Genomic DNA, 8,922 nt, shown 5'->3' on the forward strand with positions numbered 1-8,922 from the left:
GGGTTCTCGGGTGCCCAGCCACGTGTGAGGGCAGCGCGCACAGCGGAGGCGACATCTGATGGGAGCACCGGGCTGCCCGCCGAATGGACCGCGTTCCGCATGTGCGGTTGATCTGTTCTGACGGTGAGAACTGCGCCGGACCGATCAGCGCGTTCGACCGCGTATGTGCAAGGCGCCCAGCCGAGGAGCTGGTCGTACGTCGGCCTGCGCCGCAGCCGCCACCGGTAGGTCACGCCGTCGACCACGATCCGTCGTGATCCCTTTTTCACCAATGTCATACGCACCCCCCTCGGCAGCGCGGATGCTATCTGTTCACGCTCACCGCCGCGATTGGATTCGGCGAAGGCTGACGGGGACCGCACCAGTTGTGCACCTCACCGGAGTGCGTTCACGCGTTGGCGAGGGAGGGGCGGGCGGCGGGGTCAGGAGGAGACGGGGTAGAGGAACCAGCGGGACTCGTCGTTGGTGCCGCAGGTGGCGATCATGAGGCGGCGGTCGGAGCCGCCGGGGCTGACGTTGCCGGGGCGGATGCAGAGGTTGCCGCTGATGAAGCTGCGGATGTGGACGGCGCTGTTGCCGACGGGTTCGAGCCACCAGAGCTGGTTGTCGGCGAGGGTGCCGTCGCAGTTGGCCTCGTTGAGGGTGGTGCCGACGGGCTGGGGGCCGCGGTTGGGCATGTCGAGGCAGAGATCGTCCTTGGCGTTGACGAAGAGGACGAGGTCGGTGCCGCCGGGGCCCTTGCCGACGGGCTGGACGCGCATGTTCCAGATCTGGTTGTCGTTGCTGGTGCCGTCGCACTTGTGGGTGTTGACGGACCCGCCGACCTTGCCCGCGCCGAAGTAGGGGATGTCGGCGCACAGCGCCGTCGCGGCGTTCAGAAGCAGCGCGGTGGAGGGGTAGACGGCGATGGTCGGCGTGGGAGTGGCGGTCGCCTTCTCGGACCGCTTCGGCGAAGGCGTCGGCGAGTGGGTGGTGTGGACCGGCGCCTTGGGCGTGGCGGAGTGCGACGGCTTCGGCGTCGGCTTCTTCGCGGTCGGGCTGACGGAGCCGGTGGGGAGGTGGGCGAGCCGGTCGGCCGCCTTGGTCTGCGCGGCCGTGAGCTCCTTCGCGTCCTGGTCGGCCTGGTGGCCGCGCCAGGCGCCGATCCCCATGGTGGCGCCCGCGGCGAGCGCCAGTACGGCCGTGGCGCCCGCGACCCTGGAGCCCAGCCGGGAACGCTCCCCCGGCTGACGGGCACTGCTCGTGAGCACCTCGACGAACCGTGCCCGCCGCCGCCGCTTCGCCTCGTCCTGATCGGTGTCGCTCAACGCCCGTTCCCCACTCGCCAAGAGTCCAACAAAGAGATGCCCATCGCTCAGACGCACATGAAGGCCCTCAGGTCACACCCGGCCAGTCAAGCACCAGGACCGAGGCCAACGGCCGCCCCCGAAACCGGATGGGCACGGAATGGGCACGGAATGAGCAGAAGGACCGGCGGGACGGCGCCGCCCGGCCCGGTGCGGCGTCCACCGGCCGCGTGCCGTGCGCGGCGGTGCCCGTACCGCTTGGTGACCGGAGTCCCCCACTCCCCTTGCGCACCACGAATATCACACGGCGCGCGCACCCCGCTACGGCGGTTCCTCTCGCGGATCCGGTGCCGGTGCGGGCACCGGATCCGCCGAGGTGTCCGGGGCGATCGGCGCTCTCGCCCTCACCGCCTCGTGGCCGGGCGCGGTTCGGAGCCGAAGAAGACCTCGGGCGCCGGTTCCCCGCCGGAGGCGGCCCGGTGCCGCGGGCCACCGGCCGTACCGAAGCCGAGTCGCAGCGGCGCGGACGGCGGCGAGGACGGGACGGTGGCCGCTACGTGCCGGTCGGGCGCAGAGGACGCCGGGGCAGGGGCTGGAGCCGGGGCCAACTCCGGTGCCGACAGCGGCGATACGGGCGGTACGGGCCGCTGCTCCGGTACGCCGCCGACGGGCTCGGTCGCCGCCCACCGCGCGGTGTACGGAGCGGGGTCCGCCTGCTGGAAGAGCAGGACGGGGCGGCCGTCGTCCGGTCCTGTCGTCCAGGGGGTACCGTCCGGCGTCAGTACGGTGACCCGGAGCCCGAGCACGGGTGCGGCCACCGCGAGCACGAGCCAGTCCGCGTCATCGGAACCGGTCCCCGTACGTACGGCTTCGACGGCCGCTTCCTCGGAGCCGACGAGCGGCGCCGTCCGTCCGGGGGCGGTCAGGCCCGTGAGCGGCGGCCACAACCGCCGCTCCCCCGGCGGCCGTTGCGCGTCGGTCACGAGCGCGTCGGCCAGGGTGTCCCGCAACTCCTGCGACCCGGCGGGCCGTCCGTGCCCCACGAGCCGTCCGCTCTCCACGGGCGCGACGGCGGTCAACGCGTGTGTCACCGCGTCCCCTTGGTCGAGGATGTACAGCGGCGCCAGCCCGCGCTCGGCCAGCCGGTCCTCCTGCGAGCGTGCGGGGGACGGGAGTTCGGGGGCGGCGAGCGACGGACGTACGGCCACGGGCATCGCCGGTACCGCCGGTACCACGGCTTCGTCCGGTACCGGACGGGACACGGGCGCCTGCTCCGTGACAGGAGCCTCGTACGTGACAGGGACCTCGCCCGCCGCCGGGGCCTGATCCGTAGCAGGCTCCTTGCCCTTCCCCGGCGGAACGTCCGCGCCCGCCCGCACGCGCGGCGCCGCGAAAGAGGTGCCGGTACGAGGCGTCACGGGAACGTGGACCGCCTCGTCCCCCGGCAGGGCCGGCACCATGTGCAGGCCGTCGCCGGAGAGCACCGGCACGTACGCGGTCGCGGACGGATCGAGCTCGTCCCATACCTCGGCGACCTGCTCGATGTTCCCGACCTCGCCGATCCAGCCGCTGTCCCCGTACATGATCATGCCGGTCGGCGTGTGGATGAAGTCGTCCCCGAAGCTGACCCAGCCACCCGGAGACAGGACCGTGCCGTCCGGGAGCCTGATCCAGCCGCCCGGATCGACCTCGTACCCCAACGGCCGTGACGACGACGGCGTGTCGGCCGGAGGCAGCGGCAGGTCGAACACCGCGAACTCGCCGGGCCTGTCGGCCGTACGCGGACCCGCAGCAGGAGCGGGAACCCGCACCAGACCCGTGTCGGAGCGCGGCTCCATCAGCGTGACCACCCGCCCGATGCCCCACTGCTCCCGGATCGGATCGATCCCCACGTCCGGCGAACCGCCCCGTGCTCCCCACCGGTTGCCCGGCAGATCCCACGAGCCGCTCGGCCGCCCCGCCGAACTTCCCGGCCGACCCGACGACCCGCTCGGTCGGCTCGACGACCCGCTCGGTCGGCTCGACGACCCACTCGGTCGACCCGACGACCCGCCCGGACGGTCCCAAGACCCGCTGGGCCGACTCGAAGACCCGCTGGGCTGGCCCGACATACCGCTCGGCTGCCGTGACAGTCCGCTCGGCCGCCCCGAGGACACGCTGGACCGGCGCGACAGCCCGCCCGGCTGGCTCAAGGACACGCTCGGCCGCCGCGACGAACTCCCCGGGCGGCCCGACGAGCTTCCCGGCCGACCTGACGAACCGCCAATCGGCCGGGTCGAGCCCGGAATTCGAGGGTGCCGGTGCGCGAAGTAGACGTCCCAAGCGTGCCCGGGCGGATACATGTTCCGGACGGGCGACGGCATCGCGAGGTCCTGGTACATGTTGTACAAGCCCTCGTACTGACTGGCCGCGACGGGCGTGCCCGTGAAGTCCATGATGTTGAGGATCGCGCCCGTGTCGATCTGGCTGAGACCGACGTTCAGGTAGTCCACCCCGTCGTGCGGGAGCGGAACGGCCCTCGGGGTGATCGACGGCGCGTTGCGCGGACCGACCAGGAACGGGAAGGGGAACGCGGGGTCTCCGGCGAAGATCGGAGTCGCGTTCACCTCCCACGGGTCGAGCAGGACGATGTTGCGAGGCCGCTCGGGATAGCCGACCGCGATGAACACGTGGTCGGTGTACGGCGCGATGGCGTGCAACGGGTGTTCGCCCGGGTGGAGGTTGAGCGGCACGTGCCAGATCCGCATCCCCGGGGGCAGCTGCCTCCGGTTCAGGAGGACGTAGGTCAGGGCCGCGTGCTCACCGCAGTTGCCGGTGTTGACCAGCGACGCCTGGGCCGCGCTCTGCCCCAACGACTCCTGGATATTGCGGGGTTGGACGCGGGGCACCTGACGGGCCAGGTGGTTGCGCACCAGGAGCGCCCCGCCCGTCGCCGCGACCGAGGACGCCTGATTCGACTGGCCCCCGTGCAGGATCTCGCGTACCCCGGCGAAGATCTCATGGCCGAGGTCCATCAGCCACAGCTCGTTCTGCAAAGGCTCCGACGGGAGCATGTCGGGCGGAAGGGGGTCGCCCATCCCCACCCGCCGTCCGCCGCGACTCGCCGCCTCGGCCGCGTCCCGCTGCGCGTAGTAGTTGGTGTGCCACTGCACGGACTGACGGTTGAGCCGCTCGATGGCGAACCACTGCTCGGGCGCCATGCCGGGCGGCGGAGCCGTCGCGGTCGGTACGTAGAAGGGGGCGGGCTGCCAGCTCGGCAGGCGGGGCGAGGGCGGCGCGTCCGCCATCTCCACGTCCTCCGGCTCGAAGGAGCGCGCAGGCGGCCGACTGGGCCCCGCGGACGGCGGATACGGCTGCCGACTCGACCCTGCGGTGGGCGGATACGGCTGCCTGCTCGATCCGGCGGACGGCGGGTACGGCTGCCGACTCGATCCGGCGGTGGGCGGGTACGGCTGCCGACTCGATCCCGCCGACGGCGGATACTGCTGCCTGCTCGACCCCGACGAGGGGTACTGCTGCCTGCTCGGCTCGGCGAAGGAGGACTCCCTGCTCGGTCGGCGGGTGAACCCGGAGGAGGGGTAGGACAAGACGCCCGTCCGCCGGACCGACCCGGAGGAGGGATAGGACCGGCGGCTCGACCGGCGACCGGAAGACGACACCGGCGGCCTGCTCTCCTCCCTCGGATCGGTGTAGACCGTAGTCCTGGAATACCCTCCCGAACCCGAGTACGACGATGACCCGCCCGGGAGCGACATCGGACGACCGGTCACGATCATCTGCGCGATGGCCTGGCCACGCGGCCGCAGCGGCATACGCTGCCGCCAGTCGGGCAACTGCGCGTGCAGCTCCGGCACATCGGCCACTGTCACCGGCGGATGCGTCGCGTCCAGCCGGTGCAGCTCCGTGTTGATGTCCTGGGCCAGGACCACCTGATCGAATTCACTCAGGTCGGAACCGTGGCCGGACGTCCCCTGCGCGGGAGGCGACGGCACGGCGGACGGCGTCGGCGCCATCGGCCGGACGACGGGCGCCCAGGCCGCCGCGGGCGTCTCGTCCCAGCCGGAAGTCCCCTCCGTCGCGGGCTCCTTGCCCTTGGCGGACGGACCCGGTGAACACGATGTGCCCGCCGTGCCCGCCGTGCCCGCCGTGCCCGATGTGCCGGTCGGCACGGGGCCACGGGGCCGCGGCGTCCCGGAGCTGGGGTGCGCGATCGGGGCCGCCGCCTGCGTCTCCGAGTCGGTACGGGGCCGCAGCGGGATGTGCACGGCCTGGTCGCCGGGGTGTACCGGCACCATGTGCAGGCCGTCGCCGGAGGGCACCGGCAGGTGTGGGGCCGCCGACGGGTCGAAGTGGTGCCAGGTCTCGGCGATCTGCTCGATGTTGCCGACCTCGCCGATCCAGCCGCTGTCGCCGTGCATGATCGCGCCCGTGGGGGTGTGGATGAAGTCGTCCCCGAAGCTGACCCAGCCGCCGGGCGACAGCACGCTGCCGTCCGGCAGCCTGATCCAGCCACCCGGATCGACCTCGTACCCCAACGGCCGTGACGACGACGGCGTGTCGGCCGGAGGCAGCGGCAGGTCGAACACCGCGAACTCACCAGGTCGACCGGTCGTACGCGGACCGGCCTCCGGGGCAGGACCGCGCACCAGACCCGTGCCGGAGCGCGGCTCCGCCAGCGTGACCACCCGCCCGATGCCCCACTGCTCCCGGATCGGATCGATCCCCGTGTCCGGCGAACCGCCCACCGTACGGGCCGGGCCGCCCGGCTGGTCCCACGGCATGCTCGGCCGACGCGACGAGCCGCTCGGCCGCCGTGAAGAACCGCTGGGCTGACCCGAAGAGCCGCCAGGCTGGCGCGATGAGCCGCTGGGCCGACGCGAAGAACCGCTGGGCTGACGCGACATGCCGCTCGGCTGCCTCGACGGCCCGGCCGGTCGACCCGAAGAGCTGCTCGGCCGACCCGAAGAGCTGCTCGGCCGACCCGAAGAGCTGCTCGGCCGGCTCGACGAACCGCTCGGCCGGATCAGGCCGGACGGCTGACCCGACGGACCACCCGGCCGGATCAGCCCCGACGGCTGACCCGACGGACCGCCCGGCCGGATCAAGCCGGGCTGCTGGGGGTGCCGGTGCGCGAAATAGGCGTCCCACGCGGGGCCGGCCGGATACATGTTCCGGACGGGCGACGGCATGGCGAAGTCCTGATACATGTTGTACACCCCCTGGTACTGGCTGGCGGGGAGAGGCGTACCGGTGAAATCCATGATGTCGTGGACTTCGTGCCCGATCTGACGATGGCCGATGGCCAGGTAGTCGATTCCGTCATTCGGCAGAAGAACGGCCCGCGGGTTGATCGACGGCGCATTGCGCGGACCGACCAGGAACGGGAAGCGGAAAGCGGGATCCCCGGCGAAGATCGGAGTCGCGTTCACCTCCCACGGGTCGAGCATGACGATGTTACGGGGCCGCTCGGGATAACCGACCGCGATGAACACATGGTCGGTGTACGGGGCGACGGGGTTGTCGCCGCGTTCACCCCGGTGCAGATTCAGAGGCACGTACCAGATCCGCATGCCGTCGGGCAGCCTGTGCCGGTTCACGAGCGTGTAGGTCAAGGCCGCGTGCTCACCGCAGTTGCCCGTGCCGGTGATGGATGCCGTGGCCGCGCTCTGCCCCAGTTGTTCCATGGTATTTCTGGGCTGCTCCCGGGGAGCGACCTGCCGGGCCAGGGAAAGGCGAATCTGGAGCGCCCCGCCCGTCGCCGCGACCGAGGACGCCTGATTCGACTGGCCCCCGTGGAGAATGCGGCGTACGTCGGCGAAGACCTCATGACCGAAGTTCAACAACTCGATCTCGCGCGGCAGCGGCTCGAACGGCAATGTGTCGTGCGGAGAGACCGGAATTCCCTGATTCCGCAGGTTCTGGCGGATCGCCTCCTCTTGAAGGCCCATTCGCCGGTAGTAGTCGGTGTGCCATCGATCGGAGATCCGCTGGGCCTCCAGGATGTCGTGCCAATGCCTGTCGGAGATGCCGTGGGGCCGGACCGTCGCGGTCGGCGCGTAGAAGGGGGCGTGCTCCGGGGGCGGCGCGTCCATCATCTCCACGTCCCCGATGTCAGAGACGGGGGTGCGCGGTCGGCTCGAACTCGGCGGCGGGTACGGCTGTCGGCTCGATCCCGACGGCGGCGGGTACGGCTGTCGGCTCGATCCCGACGGCGGCGGGGCGTACGACTGCCCGCGCGACCCGGAGCTGCTGGGCTGCCTCCTCGGCGCGGGGGCGGGCGGCGCGATCGGTCGGCGGCCGAGCCCGGAGGAGGGGTAGGACAGCAGGCCAGGCCGCTGGACCGACCCGGGGGAAGGATAGGACCGCCGGCTCGACCGGCGCCCGGAGGACGAGACCGGCGGCCTGCTCTGCTCCCTCGGGTCGGTGAAGACGGACGTCCTGGAATATCCTCCCGAACCCGAATGCGAGGACCCGCCGGGGAGCGACAGCGGCTTGCCCGTCACCATCGTCTGCGCGATCGCCTCACCGCGTGGCCGCAACGGCATGCGCTGCCGCCAGTGGGGCAGTTGGGCGTGCAGCTCGTCCACGTCCCCGGGGCGGACCGGAGGTCGGCGTGGATCGAGCCGGTGCAATTCGCGGTTGATCTCGTGCGCCAGGATCACCTTGTCGAATTCGCTCAGACCGGGACCGTGGCCCGACCCCTCCTGCTCATGCGGCTGTTCGCCCGGCGGCACGTGCTCCGAGGGGGGTGCCTCCTCCGACGCGGGCTCCTTGCCCTTGCCCTTGCCCTCATCCGTCGCGGGCTCCTTGCCCTTACCTCCGTCCGCGGCAGGGTCTTTGCCCTTGCCTTTGCCCTCGTCCGTCGCAGGCTCCTTGCCCTTGCCCTTGTCCGACGAGGCGGGGGCGGGCTCGGTGGTGGTCTCCGACGTCGACTTGCCGTTCTGAGGCTGCTTGCCCTCCTTGCCGGAGGGCGCGGGCGACTTGGGCTCGGGGGCCACCGTGGTCGGCGGGGCCTCCTTCGTGTGCGGTGCGGCGGCCGGGGGTTCCTTGCCGACCGGCGGTACGGTCTGGCCGCCGTCGGGCCGACTGCCGTTCCCGGAACCGGAGTCCTTACCGGAACCGGGCTCGTGCGGCGGCGGCGCGGTCTCGATCTGCGTGTGGCTGCTGTTGCCCTGGTTCGGACGCAGATTGCCGGGGCCGTCGCCCGAACTCCCGTTGCCGGAGTTCGACCGCCCGCCCGGTACGTCGTCGAGCGTCGCAGGACCGTCGTAACCGGGACCCTTGCGCGTCGGCTGCTTCGGCGCGGGCGGCAGCTTCGGTCCGGCCTCGTGCGAGCCGTCGCCCCGGTTGCCTGAACCGGGCGGCTTCCACAGGCCGTTCGGGTCCGGGATGCCGCCGCCCAGGCGGTGTCCCGGATTCTCCATCGGATCGGAGCTGACAGGCTTGGACGACGTCCCGGATGACGTCCCGGACGATCCGCCCCGACCCGGCTCCTTCCAGCCCGAATCCGGCGCGGGCTTCGCGCCGCCCAGCGTCCGACCGGGATTCGCCATCGGGTCGGAGTGCAACTGCGACCCGCCGGAACCCTGCGGCTTCGACTCCGGCGCGGGGAACGGATTCTCACCCGGACCACCCA

Annotated in this window: 3 protein-coding genes; 1 reads left to right on the forward strand and 2 read right to left on the reverse strand. The window is 71.9% G+C overall.

The features are described 5' to 3' along the window. Positions 1 to 422 precede the first annotated feature (422 nt). Entirely contained in the window at positions 423 to 1,307 is an 885-nt protein-coding gene (locus tag ACIO6U_RS29315) for an RICIN domain-containing protein (protein ID WP_401723654.1), read from the reverse strand. 383 nt (positions 1,308 to 1,690) lie between these two features. After that, a complete protein-coding gene (locus tag ACIO6U_RS29320) occupies positions 1,691 to 8,710 on the reverse strand; it encodes a hypothetical protein (protein WP_401723656.1) in 7,020 nt (2,339 codons plus the stop codon). A 19-nt stretch (positions 8,711 to 8,729) separates the two neighbouring features. Here ACIO6U_RS29320 and ACIO6U_RS29325 point away from each other — a divergent pair. After that, on the forward strand, positions 8,730 to 8,922 hold a 193-nt coding region (locus ACIO6U_RS29325), incomplete at its 3' end, for a hypothetical protein (RefSeq protein WP_401723659.1).

This window comes from Streptomyces sp. NPDC087422 (assembly GCF_044744145.1).
Taxonomy (GTDB): Bacteria; Actinomycetota; Actinomycetes; order Streptomycetales; family Streptomycetaceae; genus Actinacidiphila.

Bases quoted from the DNA above. Each gene is read 5' to 3' on its own strand.
- ACIO6U_RS29320 (WP_401723656.1), bottom strand. From the start codon at position 8,710: ATGGAGAATCCGGGACACCGCCTGGGCGGCGGCATCCCGGACCCGAAC.